Origin of the sequence: Mesorhizobium sp. 113-3-3 (assembly GCF_016756495.1) — a bacterium.
Taxonomy (GTDB): Bacteria; Pseudomonadota; Alphaproteobacteria; order Rhizobiales; family Rhizobiaceae; genus Mesorhizobium.
Window position 1 is genome coordinate 5,225,125 of record NZ_AP023243.1, and the last position, 21,370, is coordinate 5,246,494.

General features: G+C 62.3%; 21 protein-coding genes and 1 tRNA gene. 9 read left to right on the top strand and 13 right to left on the bottom strand.

What is annotated here, in order from left to right:
* Window positions 1-186 precede the first annotated feature (186 nt).
* The 6 genes from rfbD to JG746_RS25685 all read right to left on the bottom strand — a co-directional run bounded on the left by rfbD (window position 187) and on the right by JG746_RS25685 (window position 5,380).
* Complete coding sequence (gene rfbD, locus JG746_RS25660; protein WP_202355261.1) at window positions 187-1,083, bottom strand: dTDP-4-dehydrorhamnose reductase; 897 nt, start codon at window positions 1,081-1,083, stop codon at window positions 187-189.
* Window positions 1,080-2,150, bottom strand: a complete 1,071-nt coding sequence (rfbB, locus tag JG746_RS25665) for a dTDP-glucose 4,6-dehydratase (RefSeq protein ID WP_202355262.1) — start codon at window positions 2,148-2,150, stop codon at window positions 1,080-1,082. The genes rfbD and rfbB overlap by 4 nt, the downstream gene beginning before the upstream one ends.
* A gap of 19 nt (window positions 2,151-2,169) precedes the next feature.
* Window positions 2,170-2,721: a dTDP-4-dehydrorhamnose 3,5-epimerase gene (rfbC, locus tag JG746_RS25670; RefSeq protein WP_202355263.1), complete on the bottom strand. Its 552-nt coding sequence runs from the start codon at window positions 2,719-2,721 to the stop codon at window positions 2,170-2,172.
* A gap of 3 nt (window positions 2,722-2,724) precedes the next feature.
* On the bottom strand, window positions 2,725-3,606 hold the full coding sequence (gene rfbA / locus JG746_RS25675; RefSeq protein ID WP_202355264.1) for a glucose-1-phosphate thymidylyltransferase RfbA: 882 nt from the start codon (window positions 3,604-3,606) through the stop codon (window positions 2,725-2,727).
* An 84-nt stretch (window positions 3,607-3,690) separates the two neighbouring features.
* Window positions 3,691-4,725: an NAD-dependent epimerase gene (locus JG746_RS25680; RefSeq protein WP_202355265.1), complete on the bottom strand. Its 1,035-nt coding sequence runs from the start codon at window positions 4,723-4,725 to the stop codon at window positions 3,691-3,693.
* Window positions 4,726-4,789: 64 nt separating this feature from the next.
* Window positions 4,790-5,380 carry a biotin transporter BioY gene (locus JG746_RS25685; protein ID WP_202355266.1) on the bottom strand — a complete coding sequence of 197 codons (591 nt, stop codon included), beginning with the start codon at window positions 5,378-5,380 and terminating at the stop codon, window positions 4,790-4,792.
* A 115-nt stretch (window positions 5,381-5,495) separates the two neighbouring features.
* Here JG746_RS25685 and JG746_RS25690 point away from each other — a divergent pair, with 115 nt between their 5' ends.
* Window positions 5,496-6,404 carry an MBL fold metallo-hydrolase gene (locus JG746_RS25690; protein ID WP_202355267.1) on the top strand — a complete coding sequence of 303 codons (909 nt, stop codon included), beginning with the start codon at window positions 5,496-5,498 and terminating at the stop codon, window positions 6,402-6,404.
* An 18-nt stretch (window positions 6,405-6,422) separates the two neighbouring features.
* On the opposite strand, the gene JG746_RS25695 is transcribed toward JG746_RS25690, so the two are convergent.
* Window positions 6,423-7,208, bottom strand: a complete 786-nt coding sequence (locus JG746_RS25695; protein WP_202355268.1) for a DUF1499 domain-containing protein — start codon at window positions 7,206-7,208, stop codon at window positions 6,423-6,425.
* An 80-nt stretch (window positions 7,209-7,288) separates the two neighbouring features.
* The gene (locus tag JG746_RS25700; protein WP_202355269.1) at window positions 7,289-8,917 is read right to left on the bottom strand and encodes a fatty-acid--CoA ligase; all 1,629 of its coding nucleotides are present in this window, start codon (window positions 8,915-8,917) and stop codon (window positions 7,289-7,291) included.
* Between the two features lie 323 nt (window positions 8,918-9,240).
* Between JG746_RS25700 and JG746_RS25705 the strand changes: the two genes are divergently transcribed.
* Together JG746_RS25705 and JG746_RS25710 are read left to right on the top strand one after the other, a co-directional pair.
* Window positions 9,241-9,597 carry a hypothetical protein gene (locus tag JG746_RS25705; RefSeq protein WP_010914922.1) on the top strand — a complete coding sequence of 119 codons (357 nt, stop codon included), beginning with the start codon at window positions 9,241-9,243 and terminating at the stop codon, window positions 9,595-9,597.
* 131 nt (window positions 9,598-9,728) lie between these two features.
* Entirely contained in the window at window positions 9,729-10,118 is a 390-nt protein-coding gene (locus JG746_RS25710) for a DUF427 domain-containing protein (protein WP_202355270.1), read from the top strand.
* Window positions 10,119-10,152: 34 nt separating this feature from the next.
* Here the strand turns inward: JG746_RS25710 and JG746_RS25715 are convergent, their stop codons facing one another.
* Both JG746_RS25715 and ppdK read right to left on the bottom strand, forming a co-directional pair.
* Complete coding sequence (locus tag JG746_RS25715; protein ID WP_202355271.1) at window positions 10,153-10,893, bottom strand: polysaccharide deacetylase family protein; 741 nt, start codon at window positions 10,891-10,893, stop codon at window positions 10,153-10,155.
* Window positions 10,894-11,062: 169 nt separating this feature from the next.
* The gene (gene ppdK, locus JG746_RS25720; protein WP_202355272.1) at window positions 11,063-13,741 is read right to left on the bottom strand and encodes a pyruvate, phosphate dikinase; all 2,679 of its coding nucleotides are present in this window, start codon (window positions 13,739-13,741) and stop codon (window positions 11,063-11,065) included.
* Between the two features lie 226 nt (window positions 13,742-13,967).
* Here ppdK and JG746_RS25725 point away from each other — a divergent pair, with 226 nt between their 5' ends.
* The gene (locus JG746_RS25725) at window positions 13,968-14,312 is read left to right on the top strand and encodes a VOC family protein (protein WP_202355273.1); all 345 of its coding nucleotides are present in this window, start codon (window positions 13,968-13,970) and stop codon (window positions 14,310-14,312) included.
* A gap of 127 nt (window positions 14,313-14,439) precedes the next feature.
* Window positions 14,440-14,514, top strand: a tRNA-Gln gene (locus tag JG746_RS25730).
* A 58-nt stretch (window positions 14,515-14,572) separates the two neighbouring features.
* Here the strand turns inward: JG746_RS25730 and JG746_RS25735 are convergent.
* Window positions 14,573-15,274 (bottom strand): WbqC family protein, encoded by a 702-nt coding sequence (locus tag JG746_RS25735; RefSeq protein ID WP_202355274.1) that lies wholly within the window; start codon window positions 15,272-15,274, stop codon window positions 14,573-14,575.
* Window positions 15,275-15,330: 56 nt separating this feature from the next.
* Window positions 15,331-16,509 carry a dTDP-4-amino-4,6-dideoxygalactose transaminase gene (gene rffA / locus JG746_RS25740; protein WP_202355275.1) on the bottom strand — a complete coding sequence of 393 codons (1,179 nt, stop codon included), beginning with the start codon at window positions 16,507-16,509 and terminating at the stop codon, window positions 15,331-15,333.
* 248 nt (window positions 16,510-16,757) lie between these two features.
* On the opposite strand from rffA, the gene JG746_RS25745 reads away from it, so the two are divergent.
* Window positions 16,758-17,762: a glycosyltransferase family 2 protein gene (locus tag JG746_RS25745; protein ID WP_202355276.1), complete on the top strand. Its 1,005-nt coding sequence runs from the start codon at window positions 16,758-16,760 to the stop codon at window positions 17,760-17,762.
* On the opposite strand, the gene JG746_RS25750 is transcribed toward JG746_RS25745, so the two are convergent.
* Complete coding sequence (locus JG746_RS25750; RefSeq protein ID WP_202355277.1) at window positions 17,730-18,830, bottom strand: class I SAM-dependent methyltransferase; 1,101 nt, start codon at window positions 18,828-18,830, stop codon at window positions 17,730-17,732. The genes JG746_RS25745 and JG746_RS25750 overlap by 33 nt on opposite strands.
* On the opposite strand from JG746_RS25750, the gene JG746_RS25755 reads away from it, so the two are divergent.
* From JG746_RS25755 to JG746_RS25765, 3 genes are read left to right on the top strand one after another with little or no spacing between them, the layout of a single operon-like run.
* The gene (locus JG746_RS25755) at window positions 18,799-19,482 is read left to right on the top strand and encodes a methyltransferase domain-containing protein (RefSeq protein ID WP_244730446.1); all 684 of its coding nucleotides are present in this window, start codon (window positions 18,799-18,801) and stop codon (window positions 19,480-19,482) included. The two genes, JG746_RS25750 and JG746_RS25755, sit on opposite strands and share 32 nt — an antisense overlap.
* Window positions 19,479-20,144, top strand: a complete 666-nt coding sequence (locus tag JG746_RS25760; protein ID WP_202355278.1) for an acetyltransferase — start codon at window positions 19,479-19,481, stop codon at window positions 20,142-20,144. Before JG746_RS25755 ends, JG746_RS25760 begins: the two co-directional genes overlap by 4 nt.
* Window positions 20,141-21,067: a hypothetical protein gene (locus JG746_RS25765; protein ID WP_202355279.1), complete on the top strand. Its 927-nt coding sequence runs from the start codon at window positions 20,141-20,143 to the stop codon at window positions 21,065-21,067. Before JG746_RS25760 ends, JG746_RS25765 begins: the two co-directional genes overlap by 4 nt.
* The last annotated feature ends 303 nt before the right edge of the window (window positions 21,068-21,370 follow it).

Genomic DNA, 21,370 nt, shown 5'->3' on the forward strand with positions numbered 1-21,370 from the left:
GAATTGCCAAGCCCCCACCTGACACCCAAGTTGCCCGTGCTTAGGTTTCGCGCAATGGCTTGTCAATCTCGGACGCCGGACCGCACCCAATTTCAACAACGCCGTGGAATTCAGGCAACCTCGACGATGACAACCCTGCGGACCAAGCCTACGGTGTTTCAGGCAAACCGAATAACGGCTGGAATCTCAAGCGACCTGCTGACCATCCACGATGCGGCGCACGACCCTCTCGGTGGATTGTCGCCATTCCGGCGCGCTCCATCCGAATACGGACGCGAATTTCGCGCTCGACAGCCGCGAATTGGCGGGGCGGCGTGCCTTGGTCGGATAGTCCTTGGTCGCGATATCCCGCACCTGCGCCCACGGACCGCCAGCCGCCCGGCTGGTGTCGAGGATATGACGGGCAAAGCCGCTCCAGTTCGTCTCGCCTGTGCCGGCCAGATGATAGGTGCCGAAGGCAGCAAAGCTCCTCTCGCGATGCAGCATCGTCGCCGCATGCAGGACGGCATCGGCGATATCGAGCGCGCAGGTGGGATTTCCCCATTGATCGGCCACCACTGAAATCTCGTTGCGGTCGGCAGCCAGCCGCAGCATGGTTTTGACGAAATTCCTGCCGAACGGGCTGTAAACCCAGGCGGTGCGCAGGATCAGGTGGCGCGGGCCGGCGGCAGCCACCGCCAGTTCGCCAGCGAGCTTAGAGGCTCCATAAACGCCAAGGGGGGCCGTCGTGTCGGTCTCGACATAGGCGCGAGACCCGCTGCCGTCGAAGACGTAATCGGTCGAAAGATGAATGATTGGAACACCGAGCCGCGCCGCCGCTTCAGCCACCTTGCCGGCGCCGGTTGCGTTAACGGCAAAAGCGATGTCGGGCTCGTCCTCGGCCTGGTCCACGGCGGTGTATGCGGCGGCCGACACGACAATATCCGGCTTGCCGGCCGCAATGGCGTCGATGACGGCTTCGGGTCTTGCGAGGTCGAGATCCGGACGGCCAATGGCGACCACCTCCACGCCAGCATGCGCCTGGCCGGCCTCCAAAAGACTTGCCGCGACCTGGCCGTCGCGTCCGGTGACGAGGAGCCTCACGCGCCGGCCTTGCGCGCTTCGCCCAGCCGTTCACCGGCGTAGCGCTGTTCGCGGATCGGCCCCCACCACCATTTGTTGTCGAGGAACCAGTCCACGGTTCTGGTCAGGCCGCTGTCGAAGTTCTCGCTCGGCGCCCAGCCGAGCTCGCGGCCGATCTTGGAGGCATCGATGGCGTAACGGCGATCGTGGCCGGGGCGGTCGGTTACGAAGGAGATCAGCTCGCGATAGCGCTTGCCGCCGGCCCGGGGACGCCTGGCGTCGAGCAGGTCGCAGATCGTCTCGACGACGGCAAGGTTCGTCCGTTCCGAATTGCCGCCGACATTGTAGCTTTCGCCCGGCGTGCCCTTGGTGGCGACCAGTTCCAGCGCCCGCGCGTGATCCTCGACGAACAGCCAATCGCGCACATTGGCGCCGGCGCCGTAGACCGGCAGCGGCTTTTCGTCGAGCGCGTTGAGGATGACGAGCGGGATCAGTTTTTCGGGGAAATGATAGGGGCCGTAATTGTTCGAACAGTTGGAGAGCACGACCGGCAGGCCATAGGTCTCGTGCCAGGCGCGGACCAGATGATCCGAGGCTGCCTTGGAGGCGGAATAGGGCGAGGATGGCGCGTAAGGCGTCTCCTCGACGAACATGCCGCCGTCGAAAGGCAGATCGCCGAACACCTCGTCGGTGGAGACATGGTGGAAACGGAACCGGCTTTTCCTGTCGTCGGCAAGGCCGCGCCAGTATTCGAGCGCCGCATTGAGGATCCGGTAGGTGCCGACGATGTTGGTCTCGATGAAGGCGCCGGGCCCGTCGATCGAACGGTCGACATGGCTCTCGGCGGCAAGGTTCATGACGATGTCGATATCGTCGCGGCGCAGGAGATCAAGCACCGCCCTCTCGTCGCAGATATCGGCATGGGCGAAACGATAATTATGCGCATTCTCGATTTGCCGCAGCGAAGCCAGATTGCCGGCATAGGTAAGCTTGTCGAGATTGGTCACCCGATAGGCCGGATTGGCGCACAAATGCCGGCACACCGCCGAACCGATGAAACCAGCCCCGCCTGTCACCAGAAAATTCATGCCGCTATCCTCATGCCCATCAGGCAAACACGTCCGCTTCGGCCAGCATCGGCGCCTTGAGGTCCTTGTCCGAAAGCTGGAACCCGCCAGTCACTGAAGGCCATTCGATGCCGATGTCGGGATCATCGAAGCGGACAGACCGATCGTGCTCGGGCGAATAGGTATCGGTGACCTTATAGAGGACCTCGGTGTCGGGCACGAGCGTCACAAAGCCATGCGCGAACCCCTTTGGCACCAGAATCTGATTGCCCTTTTCGGCCGAAATCTCGTGAGCGACCCACCTCCCGAAGGTTTTCGATCCTCGGCGGATATCAACAGCGACGTCGAGGACGCTGCCGCGAATGACGCGCAGCAGCTTGTCCTGGGCTCGCGGCGCGAGTTGATAGTGAAGCCCTCGCAAGACGCCTGCCGCGGCGGAATAGGAGTGGTTGTCCTGCACGAAAACCAGGTCGATGCCTGCCTGCGAAAACCGCTCGGCATTGTAGGTTTCCACGAAGAAGCCGCGTGCATCGCCATGTCGCTTGGGCACGATTTCGAGCACGCCTTCCAGACCGAGGGACCTGATCTCCAACGCTCAGCCCTCTGACAGATCGGCGACGCGCCGCCGCAGATAGGCGGCATATTCGTTTTTGCCCAACCGGGTCGCGCGTTGCAGCACTTGTTCCGCCGTCAGCCAGCCCTGCTCGAAGGCGATCTCCTCGGGGCAAGCGACCTTGATGCCTTGCCGATGTTCGATCGTGCGCACAAAGGAAGACGCGTCGTTGAGGCTGTCATGGGTCCCTGTGTCGAGCCAGGCATAGCCGCGCCCCAATCGGTGCACCTGCAGCAGGCCGCGATCTAGATAGGCATTGTTGACCGCCGTGATCTCGAGTTCGCCGCGGGCCGAAGGCCGGATGGCCGAGGCGATGTCGACGACACTGTTGTCGTAGAAATACAGCCCGGTGACGGCCCAATTGGATTTTGGCTTTTGCGGCTTTTCCTCGATCGTCAGCGCGGTTCCGGTGGCCTTGTCGAAGGACACCACGCCGTAGCGTTCCGGATCGTCGACACGATAGGCGAACACCGATGCGCCGGTGTCGCGCGCGGCGGCGATGCGGCAAAGCTGCGACAGCCCGTCGCCGAAATAGATGTTGTCGCCCAGGATCATCGACACGCTGTCCTTGCCGATGAAGTCGCGGCCGATGATGAAGGCTTCAGCAAGCCCATTGGGGTGCGGCTGCTCCGCATAGGAGATATCCAGCCCAAACTCCGATCCGTCGCCGAGCAATTCACGGAAGACGGGCAGATCGCGCGGTGTCGAAATGACCAGGATTTCCCTGATATCCGCGAGCATCAGCACGCTCAGCGGATAATAGATCATCGGCTTGTCGTATACCGGAAGAATCTGTTTGGAGACCGCCAACGTCAGCGGATAAAGGCGCGTTCCACTGCCTCCGGCAAGGATGATTCCTTTCAAGAAGATCTCCCCGGCATGCTCAAATCCCCTCCGCAGCAACGGGTAGCCATACTACACCTGGAAAAAGCTGCTGCCAGCGCCCGCTTATATCCTGGAGTCGTTACTAAAATACGCCTGGTACCACTCGACGAACCGCCCCACCCCTTCCGACACGGATGTGCCGGGGCGATAGCCGACGGCATCTTGCAGAGCTGAGGTGTCGGCGAAAGTGTCCGGCACGTCGCCGGCCTGCAGCGGCAAGAGCTCGATGATGGCCTTGCGGCCAAGCGCGCTTTCCAGCGCCTCGACATAGGCGGTCAGCTTCACCGGATTGTTGTTGCCGATGTTGAAGATGCGCCAGGGCGCGCTGCTGGTTGCCGGATCCGGATGGCCGGAATCCCAGGCGGGATTACCGGCGGCAGGGCTATCGCTGGTCCGGATCACACCTTCGGCGATGTCATCGACATAGGTGAAGTCGCGCGTGTGGTTGCCGTTGTTGAACAGCTTGATCGGTTCGCCAGCCAGGATGCTCCTGGTGAACAGGAACAGCGCCATGTCGGGACGCCCCCAGGGGCCGTACACGGTGAAGAAGCGCAGCCCGGTGGTCGGCAGCCCGAACAGATGGCTGTAGCTGTGCGCCATCAGTTCGTTGGCGCGCTTGGTCGCGGCATAGAACTGCAGCGGATGATCCGCCGGGCGATGCTCGGAAAACGGCATGTCGGTGTTGGCGCCGTAAACGCTCGAGGTGCTGGCATAGGTCAGGTGCGCTATGCCGCCGCCGCGGCAGGCTTCCAATATGTTGGTGAAAGCGATGATGTTGCTTTCGACATAGGCGCGCGGGTTTTCCAGGCTGTAGCGCACCCCGGCCTGGGCTGCGAGGTGGATCACCCGGTCGAAACCATGATCGGCAAAGCAGCCATCCACGGTTCCTCTGTCGGCAAGATCGCCGTGGATGAAATGATAGCCGGAATTGATGCTTCGGCTGGCCTCGGCAAGCAGCCGCAACCGCGCCTGCTTGATCGCCGGATCATAGTAATCGTTGACGCTGTCGATGCCGACGACCTCGTCGCCACGCTCCAGGAGCCGCCTGGCGACATGATAGCCTATGAAGCCGGCGGCGCCGGTGACCAGAACCTTCATCGGAAGCGTCCGTCCTCGGGAATGGATCCCTGACGTCTATGGTACGCCAAGCTTCCTGCAGAGATCAGGAGCGCTTCAGCAGCGACCAGACGGCCGGCACAAGGCTGGCTGCGAGCGCAACCTTGATCAGGTCGCCGACGATGAACGGCACGACGCCGAACTGCCAGGACTTTTCCGGGCCGATCAGCAGCGCCAGCCAGGCAAAGGCCATCGCCATCATCACCACTTCAGCAACCAGCATCGCATTGAAAAGCTTGATCGGGTGGCGATCCCAGCCGCGATCCGCGGCCCAGCCGACAATCGCCGCCATGACGACAAAACCCGCGAGATAGCCACCCGTCGGGCCGACCATGTAGGCAAGGCCGATGCCCTTCTCAGGCGTGCCCTGGAAGACCGGGAAGCCCATCGCGCCTTCCGCCATGTAGAGCAGCAGCGTGGCGACGCCGAGTCGCAGGCCGAAGGCGGCGGCGATCAGCAGGACGGCGAGCGTCTGCATGGAGAGGTCGACGGGGCCCAGCACGACCTTGGTCTTGGCCGACAGGGTCAGCAACAGTGTTCCGGCGATCGCCAGGAAAAACTGTGTTGCCAGTCGCGCCGCGCCTTCCTGCGGCAAAGCCAAAGAAACAAGCGGGCGCATCGTCGTTGCAGTTGCCATGGTCTTCCCCAATCCGATCTGTCGCGATCCGATAATCGCGGTCTCAGCGTTTTCCTATATTGGCTTGCGTGCTATGCGGCAATCGGTTTTGCCGTTCCGGGAGCAATGTGCCGATATGGCGCTCAAATTCGATACCAGCTTCGATCCGCACTACGGCCAGGGCGTGAACGTGGCACCGGACGTGCAGCGCGTCACCGTCCGGAACCCCAGCCCCTTCACCTTTCATGGCACCAACAGCTATGTCGTCGGGCGCGACACGCTGGCGGTGATCGATCCCGGGCCGGAAGACGAGGCGCATCTTCAGACCTTGCTCGGCGTGATCGCCGGCAGGCCGGTCAGCCATATCTTCGTCAGCCATACGCATCGCGACCATTCCCCGCTGGCGGCCCGGCTGAAGGAAAGCACCGGCGCGTTGCTGATGGCGGAAGGGCCGCACCGGCCGGCAAGGCCGCTGCATATCGGCGAGACCAATGCGCTCGACGCCAGCGCCGACACCGCCTTCGCTCCCGACATCGCACTGCCGGACGGTGCGCTGGTCGCCGGCGACGGCTGGATGATCCGCACGGTCCTGACCCCCGGCCACACCGCCAATCATGCGGTGTTCGCGCTGGAAGGAACCGGCATCCTGTTTTCGGCAGATCATGTCATGGCGTGGGCGACGTCGATTGTCGCGCCGCCGGACGGGGCGATGGCCGACTACATGGCATCGCTGGACCGGCTGATCGAGCGCGACGACCGCCTGCTGCTTCCTGGCCATGGCGGGCCGGTGACGAAGCCGCGCGCTTTCATGCGCGGACTGAAGACCCATCGCAAGATGCGCGAGCGGGCCATATTGGAGCGGCTCCGAGCCGGGGACCGGACGGTTCCCGATATGGTCAAGGCAATCTACAGGGATACCGATCCCCGGCTGCATGGCGCCGCGGGACTGTCGGTGCTTGCCCATCTCGAGGACCTGGTGGCGCGCGGCACGGTATCGACCGACGCCGCCCCCGCCATCGACGGCATTTTCACGCCGGCCCCGTAGGCCTGCCGGCCCAGGCTCCTATTCGGCCGGCGCCGCTCCGACCTGGCCGGCGACTTCCTGATCCAGTTCCGCCAGGAAGTCGGTGATGCGCTGGGCATTGTCGCCGAGGTCGTAGCGGCCGTAACGCGAAGCCGACCGCATGTCGACGATGACGCTGTCGCCATCGTCCGTCACGCGGATCGCCACATCGGCGGGAAGGCCGAGCACGAAGCCCTTGGCGACAGCGGTGATGGTCACGTCGCTTTGCCCGGCAAGGTCGGGATAGGGTTCGGAAAGATCCCAGCTGCGCCGGTCGAGAACGGTTTCGACGGCATTGACGATGGTCTCGAATGGCAGGTCATAGCTGCGCGCGGTGACCAACGGATAGCTGTCGGCCTGCAACCTCTGTTCGCCTGGCGTAGATGGGGACAGCACATTCATGTCCTTTGTGCGCTCGCTGACGTCGAGCGCGGGCGGCTCGTCGAAATCGGTCGAGATGTCCCGGAGCGGCGGATAGATCGTCGCCCAGTAGGCGGCGACGCCATAGGGGACCAGCACCAGCAGTGCCAGCAAGGCGCCGACGGTCAGGTCGCGGCCGCCCCGGTCACCGAACTTCCACAGTCTCGAAAAGGCAAAGGCGGCGAACAGCAGCGCCAGCGCCGCCAGCAGCGCGACGATGCCGAGCACCCACAGGAACACCGGCGTTTCGACGAGATCGAAGCGGTGGCCGACGAAGTCGGTCAGCAGAAGCACCATTGAAAATGCGGCCGTGCGCCGCGACCAGCCGGCAGCCTTCGACGTTCGCCGTTCGGGAATGCTAACCATTGTTCTCTGCGTTGCCCCAACCCGGACGGAGGTTTAGTGAATTTTCGCGACGGCTTGAAGCCGAAACACGCAACATCCCCTTAATCCGTCGGCAAGCGGTAGTCCCTGAACTGCTGGCGCAAGGTGATCTTCTGGATCTTGCCGGTGGCGGTATGCGGTATTTCGCCGACGAAGGCGACATCGTCGGGCATCCACCACTTGGCCACCTTGCCATCCATGAAACCGAGAATATCCGCCTTGGTCGGCTCCTTGCCCGGCTTGGCGACGACGATTAGCAAGGGCCGCTCGCCCCATTTCGAATGATGGACGCCGATGGCCGCGGCTTCCGCCACGTCCGGATGGCCGACGGCCAGATTCTCGAGGTCGATGGTCGAAATCCATTCGCCGCCGGACTTGATGACGTCCTTGGCCCGATCGGTGATCTGCATGTAGCCGCCGGCGTCGATGTGGGCGACATCTCCCGTGTCGAACCAGCCGTCCTCGTCGAATTGTTCCACCCCGGCGCCACCATAATAGGCTCGAGCGACGGCCGGCCCGCGCACTTTCAGGCGGCCAAAGGTCTTGCCGTCCCAGGGTTGCGGATTGTTCTCGTCATCAGTCACCTTCATTTCGACGCCGAAGGGCGGAAAGCCCTGCTTCTGCTTGACATCGAGCCGGGCCTCGCCCTCGAGAGCGGCGTATTCCGGCTTCAAGGTGCACAGCGTGCCCAGCGGCGACATTTCGGTCATGCCCCAGGCATGGATGACCTGGACGTCGTAATTGTCCTGGAACTTCGTCATGATCGCACGCGGGCAGGACGAGCCGCCGATGACGACCTTGTTCAGGTAGGGAAGCTTCTTGCCGGTCTCCTCCAGATATTGCAGCAGCATCATCCAGACGGTCGGCACGGCGGCACTGAAGGTCACTTTCTCGGTGTCGAGCAATTCATAGATCGAGGCGCCGTCCATCTTGCAGCCGGGCATGACCAGCTTGGCGCCGATCATCGGCCCGCTCTGGCCAAGGCCCCAGGCATTGGCATGGAACATCGGCACCACCGGCAGGATCGTGTCGCGCGACGACAGGCCCATCGCGTCGGGCATGGCGGCGATCATGGCGTGCAGCACGTTCGAGCGGTGGCTGTAGACAACGCCTTTGGGATCGCCCGTGGTGCCCGATGTGTAGCACATGCCGGCGGCGGTTCCCTCGTCGAAGGTCTTCCAGGCGAAATCGCCATCGACCTCGCCAAGCCACTCCTCATAGGCGACGGCATTGGGCAAGGTCGTCTGCGGCATGTGCGCCTTGTCGGTCAGCACGATCACCTTTTTCAGCGATTTGACGGCGCCGGCGATCTTCTCGAGCAACGGTATGAAGGTAAGATCGACGAAGACGGCCTTGTCCTCGGCATGGTTCATGATCCAGACGATCTGCTCTGGAAACAGGCGCGGATTGAGCGTGTGATAGATGGCGCCGACCCCCATGATGCCGTACCAGGCCTCGAGGTGGCGCGCCGTGTTCCAGGCGAGCGTGGCGATGCGGTCGCCCAACCCATAGCCGTCCCGCTCCAGCCGCTGGGCGACCTTGAGAGAACGACGATGGATGTCGGCATAGGTGGTACGCTCGATCGGGCCCTCGATCGAGCGCGACACGATCTCGCGCACCCCGTGCTGCCGTTCGGCGTTGTCGATAAGCTTGTGGCACAGCAGCGGCCATTCCTGCATCAGCCCCAGCATCCGGTTCCTCCTCCCTCGCGCATTTTGCGTCGTAGCTTTGGCGCATTGTGAAGCGAACCGGCCGATTGTCCAGTCACCCGCTTGCGTGGGACACGAATTTCAGGGCGCGCGCCGCGACGGCAAGCGGTTGAATTCTGGCGTGTTTTGGATTTTGGACTGCACGGCATTCGTGCCAGCGAAGTGGCAGGAGGGTCAAACCCGCCACAGGCGCGACGGTGTCCCATAGCACGAAATGACTAGGAAATCCGCCACAATCCGGCCATCGTCGGCGTTAAGCTTCGTTAACGGGTAAAGGGGGCGATTGGCGACTGAAAGAGGTTCGCATGGACACGCAGCTCGACGACAAAGCCCTTGAGAGTACACTTGCCGAAAGCCTGGCCGATCTGGTGCCGGACGAAAAGACTGTTTCCGAAGACGAATTTGTTGAAGTTGTCGGCGGCGCGCTCGAAGCGGTCGGCGGCACGCTGCTGTTCAAGATGTGCGTCCAGAACGAAGGGGAAGGCCAGCACGTCGCGGCCGCATCCGTCGGCGCTGGAGGCAATCGCCAGTTCCTGCTGCTCACCTTGCCGACCGGCGGCGGCTCGCTGAAAGTCGAGACCGTTTCGAGGAGCAGCAACCCGGTGGCCGGCATCGCAGCCGCCTATGCCGGACTGATGGACGCATTCAAGACCGCCGCCTGAGACGCGGCTGTCATTAGAAGCGCTGCAGCGCCACGCCTCGGCGATTGGCGCGCCGGTTTTCGTGATGCGAACGGACCTTGCGCAACAGCTGTGCCCGCCACACTTTAAGGGGCCAGGCAAGGAGAACCAGCATGGACAAGATCGCCAACCCGGCACCCGGCTTCCAGCGCAACCCCGACAAGATCATCACCATCGAACCCTATGTCGGCACCGTTACGGTGCGCGCCGGCGATACGGTCATCGCGCTGTCCACCAAGGCCAAGGTGCTGAGCGAAGCGCCCTATTCTCCTGTCTTCTACATTCCGTTCGCCGACATCGATTTCGCCAAACTCAGCAGCACGCAGCACTCGACCCATTGCCCCTACAAGGGCGATGCCAGCTATTGGAGCGTGGTGCCTGCCGGCGAAACCGGTCAGAATGCGATGTGGGCCTACGAGCGGCCTTTCGACGAGATGACCGAAATCCGCGACCACGGCGCGTTCTACGCCAGCAAGGTGACAGTCGAAGCCACGCCGGGTTGAGCAGCAGGGTCAGTTCCAGGGCGTCCCTGCGGGATCAGTCGGTGGTGCCGTGATTGCCGGTGCCGTCGGCGTCGTCGAGGCGCACGAAGGTCATGCCCTTGTCCTTGAGCGCCAGCAGGCCTTGCACCACGCCCTCGCCGGCGGCATGGGTCGGCTGGTTTATGTGGGCGATGATGACGTCGCCGTCCTTAGCCGCCGCGATGCGCCTGGCGGCTTCCTTGGCGCCCAGCAGCGAGCCGCCATCGCCATTGATCGAGAAGCCGGCAATCTTGAAGCCGAGCTTGCGGATCATCGCGATCGCCGAAGGGCTGTATTCGGCGGTGGCGCCGCGGAACCATTTCGGCGCCGGCTGACCGGTCCTGGCAAGCGCCGCGGCCCCCGACTCGACCTCGGCCAGCACGGCATCCGGGCTGCCGGCGCTCTTTATGCCATAGATCCTCTGCGGCGTGTCGACCGCCGGAATGTGGCGGCCGCCGTGATTTTCCAGTTCGAAAAGATCGGGATGCGCCCGCATGATCTCGACGGCCGCGGTATTTCGCTTCAGCCAGATTCCGGTGACGAAAATGGTGGCCGGGATCTTGTTTTCCACCAGCGCCGAGAGGATGCGCGTATCGGTGTGTCCGTCACAGGCATCAAGCGTCAGCGCAACGCGACCCGCTCCGCTTGCCGCTGGCTTGATGTGCAGCGTGGGTTCGACCAGCGGCGCTGCATGAGCGCTGGGTGCAGCCGCCAGCGACATGGCGATCATGCAGAGATGTCTTTGCAGCAGACGCATCAAACCCGAATTCCCGATTGGCGATTTCAAGCCGGTATCCAAAGCCCCGCATGAAGGCGGAAATCGGGACGATGGATAGCAGAAAAATGCTCGGCGCGGCAATTTGACTGCCCGCCGCTGCTCAGACAGCGCGTTCCCGCTTCATCTCAGTGACAGGCTTCACCTGCAGCTATCCGCGCCCGGTTTTCGCCAGTTGCACCGCGGCCTGCGCCGCCGCCAGCCTGGCGATCGGCACGCGATAGGGCGAGCACGACACGTAGTCGAGCCCGACTTCCTCGCAGAAGCGGATCGATGCCGGGTCGCCGCCATGCTCGCCGCAGATGCCGAGCTTGATGTCCGGCCGCGTCGCCCTGCCCTTTTGCGCGGCCATGCGCACCAGTTCGCCGACGCCATCGATGTCGAGCGAGACGAAGGGATCCTGCTCGATGATGCCTTTCTGGCGGTAGGTCTCCAGGAACGAGGCCGCATCGTCGCGCGAGATGCCGAACGTGGTCTGGGTGAGATCGTTGGTGCCGAAGGAGAAGAACTCGGCGGATTCGGCGATCACATGGGCACGGATCGCCGCGCGTGGCAGTTCGATCATCGTGCCGGTGAGGTAATCGATCTTGACGCCGCTCTCTTCCATGACGCTCTTGGCGACCGCATCGATGCGCGCCTTCACATAGTCGAGTTCCTTCACCAGGCCAACCAGCGGCACCATAATCTCGGGCACTACCAACGCACCGGCTTTCTGACCGGCTACTACAGCCGCCTCGAAAATGGCGCGCGCCTGCATCTCGGCGATCTCGGGATAGGAGACGGCGAGACGGCAGCCGCGATGGCCGAGCATCGGGTTGAATTCGTGCAGGGCCTCGGTGCGCTGCCTGAGCTTGTCGGGCGATACATTCATGACGGCCGCGACCTCGGCGATTTCGGCCTCGGTCTTGGGCAGGAATTCGTGCAGCGGCGGATCGAGCAGGCGGATCGTCACCGGCAAGCCGGCCATGATCTCGAACAGTTCCAGGAAATCCGAGCGCTGCATGGGCAGAAGCTTCGCGAGGGCGGCGCGCCGGTCCTTTTCGGTATCGGCCAGGATCATCTCGCGCATGGCGACGATGCGGGCGCCGTCGAAGAACATGTGCTCGGTGCGGCAAAGCCCGATGCCCTCGGCGCCGAAAGAGCGCGCCATGCGGGCATCGAGCGGGGTTTCAGCGTTGGTGCGCACCTTCATGCGGCGCACGGCGTCGGCCCATTCCATGATGGCGGCGAAATCACCGGACAGTTCAGGCTGCAGCATCGCCACGGCGCCCTTCAGCACCTGGCCGTTGCCGCCGTCGATGGTGATGATGTCGCCCTTGCGGAAGGTCTGCCCCATCGAGAGCAGCGTGCCGGCCTTGTAGTCGACGCGCAGCGAGCCGGCGCCCGACACGCAAGGCTTGCCCATGCCGCGCGCGACGACTGCGGCATGGCTGGTCATGCCGCCGCGCGTGGTCAGGATGCCCTCGGCCGCATGCATGCCGTGGATGTCCTCGGGGCTGGTCTCGATGCGCACCAGGATCGCCTTGCGGCCCTGGGCTTTCAGATCCTCGGCCTCACCGGAGGAAAAGACAATCTCGCCGGTGGCAGCGCCAGGCGACGCCGGCAGGCCGACGCCGATGACATCGCGCGCGGCCTTCGGGTCGATGGTCGGGTGCAGCAATTGGTCGAGCGAGGCCGGATCGATGCGGGCGACGGCTTCCTCCTTCGTGATCAGGCCGTCCCTTGCCATTTCGACGGCAATCTTCAGCGCCGCCTTGGCGGTGCGCTTGCCCGACCGGGTCTGCAGCATCCACAACTTGCCGCGCTCGATGGTGAATTCGAGGTCCTGCATGTCGCGATAGTGCTTTTCCAGACTGTCGGAGATGGTGACGAAGGACTGGAAGGCATCCGGCATCAGCTTCTGCAGCGACGGCTTGTCGGAGCCCGCGGCGATACGGGCGGCCTCGGTGATGTTCTGCGGCGTGCGGATGCCGGCGACGACATCCTCGCCCTGCGCGTTCACCAGGAACTCGCCATAGAGCTGCTTTTCGCCGGTCGACGGGTTGCGCGTGAAGGCAACGCCGGTGGCCGATGTCTCGCCCATATTGCCGAACACCATGGCCTGGACGTTGACCGCCGTGCCCCAGCTTTCGGGAATGTCGTGCAGGCGCCGATAGGTGATGGCGCGGTTGTTCATCCAGCTCGAGAACACCGCGCCGATGGCGCCCCAGAGCTGCTCCTGCGGATCCTGCGGGAACGGCCTGCCGAGTTCTTCCTCGACCTTGGCCTTGTAGAGCGCGATCACGCCTTGCCATTCGATGGCCGTCAGCTCGGTGTCGAGCTCGTGGCCGAGGCTGGCCTTCTGGTCTTCGAGGATCTCCTCGAACACCTCGTGGTCGAGGCCCATGACGACATCGGAATACATCTGGATGAAGCGGCGGTAGCTGTCATAGGCAAAGCGCGCATCGCCGGAATCGGTGGCCAGCGCCTCGACCGTCTCGTCGTTGAGGCCAAGATTGAGCACGGTGTCCATCATGCCCGGCATCGAGGCGCGGGCTCCGGAGCGCACCGACACCAAGAGCAGCTTCGACGGATCGCCGAACCGGCGGCCGGTCAGCCGGCCGATCTGATCGAGCGCGACCGCGACATCGGCTTCCAACCCCGCCGGATAGGCGCGGCCATTGGCATAGTAGGCATTGCAGACCTCGGTGGTGATGGTGAAGCCCGGCGGCACCGGCAGGCCCAGGCTGCACATCTCGGCCAGGTTGGCGCCCTTGCCGCCCAGCAGATTCTTGTCGCCGGCACGGCCTTCCGCCGCACCGTCGCCAAAGGTGAAAACCCATTTGGTCATGCTTTGCTCTCCGGTTGCAGGAGATTGGAAAGATTGGCGAAACGGAAAGTTCCACCCTGGTCCGACTTTGGAGCGATATGATGCTGCAGTGCGAAAGGCAAGCGCCCGGCGGAGCCGTCCCGCCGCTACAATCGATTAAGAAAAAGCCCTGCCCGGGCATGCGGCAAAAAGACTTGCCACCTCACGGTCAGATGACTAGAACATAAAGGGAACGAAGAGGTGTCCCATGAAACTGACCGGAAAAATCGACTATCTCGAAATGCCGGCGACCGGCGGCACGCTCGATCGGCTGAAGGCTTTCTACAGTTCAGCCTTTGCCTGGTCCTTCACCGACTACGGACCGACCTATTCGGCCTTTGCCGAGGGCCTGGATGGCGGTTTTCAGGCCGATGCCGCGGAAGCACCGGCCAAGCCGCTGCCCGTGCTCTATAGCGACGACCTCGAGGAAACGCTGAGCGCCGTCGAAAGTGCGGGCGGCACGATCGTCAAGCCGATCTTCCCGTTTCCCGGCGGCCGGCGCTTCCACTTCGTCGATCCGGCCGGCAATGAACTGGCTGTCTGGGGTGAGTAGCCCGCTCGAATGCGATCCGGCGGCGTTGTGGATTGCTCGATTTGGGCATTCCCGCCATCGCTCATAAGCATTGTGCTTTTCGGCCGCTCTGCTAAGAACGCGCCGCACAAGCGACTCTGACGGCTATTGGGGCGTCGCCAAGTGGTAAGGCATCGGTTTTTGGTACCGACATTCCCAGGTTCGAATCCTGGCGCCCCAGCCAATCAATGACTGTGTATCAAAGCTAATAACTTACTAAATTTTCGATCAGGGCGCCGGAACTAGGCTCTCTTGGCAACGAACCGCATGAACTGAGGCGATTGCTTTCCGCAGTTGAACAGCAGATCGAGGATCGACACCTGGTGTATGAACCCCGTCCAGAGCTGGGGATAGGTAGGATAACCCTCATAGTCGAACCATTCGAGATCGATGCCCTTGAGCTCGAAGACCTCGGGCACGATGTAGTCTTTCGCCGACGGCCCCGAAACGTAGACCGTCCCTCCCGCCTGGGTGCAGATGTCAGCCAACCGCTCGGTTTTGGCACCGTTGAGCTGGTACGCGCTGGATGAGGTGATGGCCGTGGTGATCCCCAGATAACCGCATATTGCCGCGAGAAAGCAGCGGTTCAGCTCCGATATATGCGTGTAGTGGCTGATATAGAGCGGCTCCAGCCATTCAGCTATTTCCGAGAAACAGCTTGCCCGGCGGTAGTTCTGCTGCAGCTGCCGCCAGTGCGATTGAGCCCAGTCGGCGCCGTCTATCTCGGTCTCGAGGATCTTCTGAAGGTATTTTCCCTTGGTCACGACAGGCACGGTCAGCCATTGCGCGCCGGCGGGCGTCTTGATCTTGTTGCGATTGCGCCAGTCGCGCCGTGTAAATTGCATGTCGTCGTAGAGGATGAACTCGTCGACCGATGCGATGAGGTCGAAATATCCCTTCCACGGGATATAATTCGACTGGAGAATGGCCACACGTTTCGTCATCTGCCCGCAGCTTCACTCACCCAAGAATCCCTGGAACAGCCCAACGTCCTTGCTGTTCAGTGGTGACCGGCGCCAAGCACCGCGGCCACGCCCTCCTGGGCGGCGAGACTGAGCCCATACCATAGCGGCAGCCTGATCAGCCGCGCGGCGGCTTCGGTGGTGACCCGCAGGTCGCCGTGTGTTCTGCAATAGCGTCGGCCGGCAGGCGCGTCGTGCAGCGGAACATAGTGGAAAATGGCGTCGATACCGTTTTCGCGAAGACGGGCCAGCACGCCACGCCTGTCAACGCCCTCAGGCAACAGCACGTAGTAGAGATGTGCATTGTGTTCGCATTCGGCCGGGACAATCGGGCGACGAAGCAGCCCGGCCTGCTCCAGCGGCGCCAGCAACTCGTGATAGCGGTCCCATACCCGCAAGCGCTCGGCGGTAATCGATTCGGCATCTTCGAGCTGGGCGAGCAGGAATGCCGCCAGCAAATCGCTGGGAAGATAGGAGGAGCCGACGTCCTGCCAGGTGTATTTGTCCACCTCGCCGCGGAAGAACCGGCTGCGGTCGGTTCCCTTTTCACGGATGATCTCGGCCCGTTGGCTGAGCTCGGGGTCATTGATCAGCAGCGCCCCGCCCTCACCCGAAATCAGGTTCTTGGTCTCGTGGAAGCTCAGCGTCCCCAGATCGCCGAGACTGCCGAGCGGCCGCCCCTTGTAGCGTGACATCGCACCCTGGGCGGCATCTTCGACGACCTCGAGGCCGTGCCGGCGCGCTATATCAAGAATGGTGTCCATCTCGCAGGCCACGCCGGCGTAGTGGACCACCACGATCGCCCGTGTCCTCGGGGTAATCGCGGCCTCTATCAGGCGCTCGTCGAGATTGAGCGTATCTTCCCTTATGTCGACGAATACGGGTACGCCGCCCCGCAGCACAAACGCGTTTGCCGTCGATGTGAAGGTGTAGGACGGCATGATGATTTCGTCGCCGGGAGCGATATCCAGGAGGAGAGCCGACATCTCCAGCGCCGCCGTGCATGAATGGGTCAGAAGCGCCTTGGCACACCCGACATGCTCCTCGATCCAGGCATGGCAGCGCTTGGTGAACGCCCCGTCACCGGACATGTGCTGGGCGACCCGCGCCTCCGCGATGTAGAGCATCTCCCGCCCGGTCAAGTGCAGGCGATTGAATGCAACAGGCAGCGACCCTGCAGTCCGCAAAGGCTTGTTCAAAGAATCGGACACTGTCATCCCCTGTCAAACGGCGCTACTGGTAGAGCCGAAAGAAAGTACCTCCTGCACTTCAACCGGGACAGTTCCATTAATTGCCGGCTTGAGCAAGCCAACTTGGGAAATTGGGCGCTAGAACATCCGATCCGGGTGCCGAGGGCGTAGAACGAAGGAAGCCAGGTTGACGGTGTTGCTTTTCCTGGGGCAACGATAGCTGAAATGAGACGTCGGGAGGAAGCGCCCGGCGCAGCAACGGACCTATTCCCCTCATGAAGCTTTCCGTCGTCAGCACGCTCTACAAGTCAGAGCCCCATATCGCCGAGTTTTGCGACCGGGTCTCTGCCGCCGCGCGCCGCCTGGTCGGGGACGACTTCGAGATCATCCTCGTCAATGACGGCTCTCCCGATGGCAGCCTGGATCTGGCCGTCGCGCGCAGCGCGATTGACCGGCACGTGACCGTTATCGACCTGTCGCGGAACTTCGGCCACCACAAGGCGATCATGACCGGGCTGGCGCATGCCAAGGGCGATCGGGTGTTCCTCATCGACAGCGATCTCGAGGAAGAGCCCGAGTGGCTGCTGCCCTTTGCCGACCAGATGTCGGACCGTAAGCTCGATGTGGTCTATGGGGTGCAGGAATCTCGCCGTGGCGGCTCATTTGAACGATGGACCGGTGCGATATTCTTCTCAGTCAATGACTGGCTGAGCGACTTCCATCTGCCGCGCAATCTGGTGATCGCGCGGCTCATGACGCGCGCCTACGTCGCCGCGCTCGTCAGCCACCAGGATCACGAGTTTATCATCGCCCATCTGTTCCAGCTGACCGGTTTCCGGCAAGATTCACAACTCGTCGTCAAGCACGCTTTGTCGCCAACGACATATTCGATCAGCCGCCGCATTCAAATGGCGATTCGCTATTTGATGACGACGTCAACCAAAATTCTTTACCTGATACTGTATTTCGGGTTAACCATTTCAATTCTATCCGTTCTTACTATGGCTTTTTATCTTATAAGATATGCAGTCCACGGCATAGGCGTTAGCGGGTTTACTTCCATAATCATTTCGATTTGGTTCTTTGGCGGCATGACGATGCTTGTCCTTGGCCTTCTCAGCGTCTACATCGCCAACATACTGTCCGAAACCAAACGCCGTCCGTACACGATCATCCGAGATATCCATCGCGGCGGCGCGACGGGCATCGAGGGGCAAGCCGATGGTGTTGCCACTGCGGAAGACCGGTCATCCCTCAGGTCGGAGAGGGCTCGCGACTAGCTGGTCGTCGGCGCCATCACACGGGGCATTTTGCACGGCCCTGCCAAGTGCTTTTTCCAGCCAGGCGACCACGGATATCCCCTCGGTCGCCGCCGCATCCAGCACCTGGTCGCGCAATTCAGGCGAAACGCCCTCCAATTTGCCGAAGTAGCGGGTTCGGTGCGATCCACCCCGTCGCCCGGGGAATGTGACGTCGAGATCGAGCGGCGGCTCTCCCTGGCCGTTCACGAAGCTTATCAGATAGAAGGATCCGCCGAGGATCCACCGGCAGGCAACCTGCCGCGCGGCGACCGGAATACAGTCCAGCGGCGCGCGATGGCGAAACAGGGGATTGGAGTTTTCCAGGATCTTGGCGAATTCGCTGTTTTCCAACCAGGGCGCGATTCCTTCGTCGCCAACCACGACCCGCCCGTTCGGCCTCACGACACGGTTGATTTCCGCCAAAGCTTGCCTGTGGTCGGGGAACAGGTTGAAGCCGCCGAAATGAAAGGCAGCATCGAAAAACCCGTCCGCGAAAGGCAAATGCATCACATCGGCGCAGAACAATTGCAGGCGCGAGGTGTCCTTTCCCGCACGGCGCAGGCGATCCTGGCCCGTCAGAAGCATTTCGAGGGACAGGTCGCCGGCAAACACGTCAATGGGCATATCGAGCAGATGGATGGTGTCGCGGCAGGTCCCGCAACCAATCTCAAGCACCCTGCTGTCCGGCCGAAGCTCGAGTTCAGCAAACATGTCCCTGCGCGTTTGCTCCTCGTCAGCAAGCAGGGTGGCGAACATTGCCGCGATGCCGCGATCATATTCGCTTGCCCGGTCGCGGTAATAGGCCTGGCTCTCGGAGGAGGCCTGCACCTGGCCGGAGCGGATGAGCAGTTGCGGAATGCCTTCGATCAGGGGATAGCGCTCATCCGGCCCGCCCAGCAAAGCGGAGCCGTCCGGCGCCTTTGTCAGCGGCTGCCTTGTCGAAGGGGAAGCAAAGCCCGATGCCCGTATCATTCGCGGCTCTGTCCACTTACTATCAATCAGGATATACGATTCTGTGCGCGACAACCCACCGATGGTTATGCCCATGACGTCTATTGACGCCCCGGCAACAGACAAGAGCGGGGCAATGTTGCTTGAAGTCGCCCGCTACTACGGCGACAAGGTGCAAGCGCACGGCCCCAGCCCCAAGGGCGTGGATTGGAATACGGAAGAAGGCCAGATCCTTCGCTTCAGACAATTGGCATCGTTGATCGACCTGCCGGGCGACTTCACGGTCAACGATCTGGGGTGCGGCTACGGCGCCTTGCTGCCGTTCCTCACCGATCGCTTTCCCGGCGTGCGATACTATGGCTGCGATGTGGCTGCAGAGATGATCGAAGCCGCGGCCGCACTCTTTGGTAACAATCCCCAGGCACAATTCGCCGTCGGATCCGTGCCGGCGCAGACTGCCGATTTCGGCTTCGCGAGCGGTATCTTCAACGTCAGGCTGACACGCCCGGACGATCAATGGGCAGCCTATCTGGAGGCAACGCTGGATGTTCTCCATGCCACCAGCCGGCGTGGCTTCGCCTTCAATTGCCTTACCTCCTATTCGGATCCGGACAAGAGAAGAGCCGATCTCTTCTATGCCGATCCAACGCGGCTTTTCGACATCTGCAAGAGAAAATACACGCAGCGCGTGGCACTGCTGCACGACTACGGTCTCTATGAATTCACCATCCTGGTCAGGAAGTCATGAAGCGGCCCATCGTCATATTCGGAGCAGGCGATATCGCTGAACTCGCCCACTACTATTTCACGCACGATTCCTCTTACGAGGTCGTCGCCTTCACTGTGGACAGTGCATTCCTGACCCAGGACCGGCTGGCGGGTCTTCCTGTCGTGCCCTTCGAGACGTTGACCCGGGACTATCCGCCGAGCAGCCATGGTGCGTTCGTGGCGCTCAGCTACAGCAAATTGAATGAGCTTCGCCGCGAAAAATATCTGGCGCTCAAGGCATTGGGCTACGATTTCGTGAGCTATATCAGTTCCAGGGCCACCGTCCTCAATGACGGCAAGATCGGCGAAAACTGCTTCATTCTCGAGCACAATGTCATTCAGCCTTTCGCATCGATCGGCAACAATGTGACACTGTGGAGCGGCAATCACATCGGGCACCACTCCCGCATTGCCGATCATTGCTTTCTTGCCTCGCATATCGTGGTCTCGGGCGGGGTCGATATCGGCGAGGCCTGCTTCCTGGGTGTCAACGCGACGCTGCGCGATCATATCCGTGTGGGCGAGCGGTGCGTGATCGGCGCAGGAGCGTTAATCCTGGCGGATGCGGAGCCCGACGGCGTCTATCTCGGCAACGCGACGGAGCGGTCGAAAGTGCCGAGTTCGCGGCTGAGAAAGATATGACGCGATCCCGTTTCAAGCGCGCCGGGTTGGTATGCCGGCCGGGCGGCTCGCCGTGGGAGCGGTCGCATTGCCAGAACCCCTTTGCCCAGAGGCTGGGCAACGAAAAATACCGCATTCATTTCGCAAGTCGTGATGACAGCAATCGCTCGCGTGGCGGCTGGGCCGAGGTCACCGCGACCGCCGACGGATTGACCCAGACCGTCCGCTCGGAGGGCCCATCGCTCGATATTGGCCAACCGGGGACATTCGATGATTCCGGCGCCATGCCCGGCTGTCTCGTCGAACACGAAGGCCGCTTGTTGCTCTACTATACGGGATGGTCGCTCACCCGCACGGTGCCATTCACCTTCTCCATCGGGATCGCGGAATCACGCGACGGAGGCCGTCATTTCGATCGCCTGTCCGAAGCGCCGGTGCTCGGCCGGAACCACTACGACCCCCTGCTTGCCGGCGCGCCCTGGGTGCTCGTCGAAGACGGCAATTTCCGTATGTGGTATGTGTCGGGACTGCGGTGGGAGGTCGACCCGGAAGGGAAGACTGCTCCGATCCACTACTACACCGTCAAACACGCGACGAGCCGCGACGGCATGAATTGGACGACCAACGAGCATGTCTGCCTGCCTTTCCATGAAGGAGAGCACGCCATCGCCCGACCGGTCGTCCAGAAGACCGATGCCGGCTACGACATGCTCTATTGCGCAAGGCGTTTGGGCGAAACGTACCGCGTGTACCGCGCCACATCCGTCGACGGGATTCACTGGGAGCGCGACAGGGTGCCACTGCTCGACACCAGCGCCAGCGGATGGGATTGCGAGATGGTCTGCTACGCCAGCCTGCTGCACACGGCCAAGGCCAGCTTCCTGCTCTACAACGGCAATGGTTATGGGAGGGATGGGGTCGGTGTCGCCATCCTGGAATCGTGACGGTCTACGATGCCGCGTTCGCGGCTCAGAGGGATATGACCCGGTGCGACGGGAGAGAAGCTCGGCCGCGTGTTCTGCTCGACCGGTGATACCGAGCGCGCATGGCACATACCGATCGCCAAGCGTGTTTCGGGCGCAGCGCGGCGCTCGCGTACCGGCCATGCCGTCGTTGACCGCTGCAGGTTCTATAACCGCAATGGGCACGGGAAGACCGGGGTCGGCCGGGCCGTTCTGGTCTAGCAGGGCTAGAGCGGACACATGATCGTTTGTCCGCGCTGCAGTCTGCACCAGGCGTCCCAAGAC

Bases quoted from the DNA above. Each gene is read 5' to 3' on its own strand.
- JG746_RS25705 (WP_010914922.1), top strand. From the start codon at position 9,241: ATGGACACGCAGCTCGACGACAAAGCCCTTGAGAGTACACTTGCCGAA.
- JG746_RS25710 (WP_202355270.1), top strand. From the start codon at position 9,729: ATGGACAAGATCGCCAACCCGGCACCCGGCTTCCAGCGCAACCCCGAC.
- JG746_RS25765 (WP_202355279.1), top strand. From the start codon at position 20,141: ATGACGCGATCCCGTTTCAAGCGCGCCGGGTTGGTATGCCGGCCGGGC.
- JG746_RS25690 (WP_202355267.1), top strand. From the start codon at position 5,496: ATGGCGCTCAAATTCGATACCAGCTTCGATCCGCACTACGGCCAGGGC.
- JG746_RS25685 (WP_202355266.1), bottom strand. From the start codon at position 5,380: ATGGCAACTGCAACGACGATGCGCCCGCTTGTTTCTTTGGCTTTGCCG.
- rfbB (WP_202355262.1), bottom strand. From the start codon at position 2,150: ATGAATTTTCTGGTGACAGGCGGGGCTGGTTTCATCGGTTCGGCGGTG.
- JG746_RS25700 (WP_202355269.1), bottom strand. From the start codon at position 8,917: ATGCTGGGGCTGATGCAGGAATGGCCGCTGCTGTGCCACAAGCTTATC.
- JG746_RS25725 (WP_202355273.1), top strand. From the start codon at position 13,968: ATGAAACTGACCGGAAAAATCGACTATCTCGAAATGCCGGCGACCGGC.
- JG746_RS25750 (WP_202355277.1), bottom strand. From the start codon at position 18,830: ATGGGCATAACCATCGGTGGGTTGTCGCGCACAGAATCGTATATCCTG.
- rffA (WP_202355275.1), bottom strand. From the start codon at position 16,509: ATGACAGTGTCCGATTCTTTGAACAAGCCTTTGCGGACTGCAGGGTCG.
- JG746_RS25695 (WP_202355268.1), bottom strand. From the start codon at position 7,208: ATGGTTAGCATTCCCGAACGGCGAACGTCGAAGGCTGCCGGCTGGTCG.
- ppdK (WP_202355272.1), bottom strand. From the start codon at position 13,741: ATGACCAAATGGGTTTTCACCTTTGGCGACGGTGCGGCGGAAGGCCGT.
- JG746_RS25735 (WP_202355274.1), bottom strand. From the start codon at position 15,274: ATGACGAAACGTGTGGCCATTCTCCAGTCGAATTATATCCCGTGGAAG.
- JG746_RS25745 (WP_202355276.1), top strand. From the start codon at position 16,758: ATGAAGCTTTCCGTCGTCAGCACGCTCTACAAGTCAGAGCCCCATATC.
- JG746_RS25715 (WP_202355271.1), bottom strand. From the start codon at position 10,893: ATGCGTCTGCTGCAAAGACATCTCTGCATGATCGCCATGTCGCTGGCG.
- JG746_RS25680 (WP_202355265.1), bottom strand. From the start codon at position 4,725: ATGAAGGTTCTGGTCACCGGCGCCGCCGGCTTCATAGGCTATCATGTC.
- JG746_RS25760 (WP_202355278.1), top strand. From the start codon at position 19,479: ATGAAGCGGCCCATCGTCATATTCGGAGCAGGCGATATCGCTGAACTC.